The organism is Streptomyces doebereineriae, assembly GCF_031845645.1.
In the GTDB taxonomy this organism is placed as follows: domain Bacteria; phylum Actinomycetota; class Actinomycetes; order Streptomycetales; family Streptomycetaceae; genus Streptomyces; species Streptomyces canus.
Genome location: NZ_JAVREZ010000412.1, coordinates 1 through 428 on the forward strand (window position 1 = coordinate 1; position 428 = coordinate 428).

General features: G+C 64.7%; 1 protein-coding gene. It reads left to right on the forward strand.

Going from position 1 to position 428, the window contains the following annotated elements:
• Positions 1 to 282: hypothetical protein (locus RNB18_RS52560; RefSeq protein WP_311721124.1), on the forward strand; the 282-nt coding region annotated here is incomplete at its 5' end.
• Between the last annotated feature and the right edge of the window lie 146 nt (positions 283 to 428).

The following is a 428-nucleotide window of genomic DNA, read 5'->3' on the forward strand; positions in this document are numbered from 1 at the left end:
GCCAATAGCGAAGGCGTCCTGGTCGGTCCAGGGTTCTGGGCCATCAATGAGGAGGGCGACGCCAGCGTGGGTGAGGGAGACAGCGGCGGCCCGGTCGCCGGCACTCACAGCAACCCGCAACGAGTCACAGCACGCGGGCTGATATCCCACATCTCCACCGGGAGCTACCTGGGTAGCTGTGTGGGCGTCGTGCATGACGGCAGGCTCTGCTCCACGCGTTCGTTTCACGTGAACATCGGCGCGATCACCAGTGGGCTGAGCGTCACCGTCAAGACCAGCTGACACGGAGAGCGGCGGTGCACGTCCGGCGCGCAGCATGTTCCCCGGGCAGTCCATCATTCCAGGAAGCAGCACCGCTGCTTCAAGGAACAGCACCGCGATCGACTGTCCACGCCGTGGTTCGCTGACTATGGTCGGCTCATGACCTC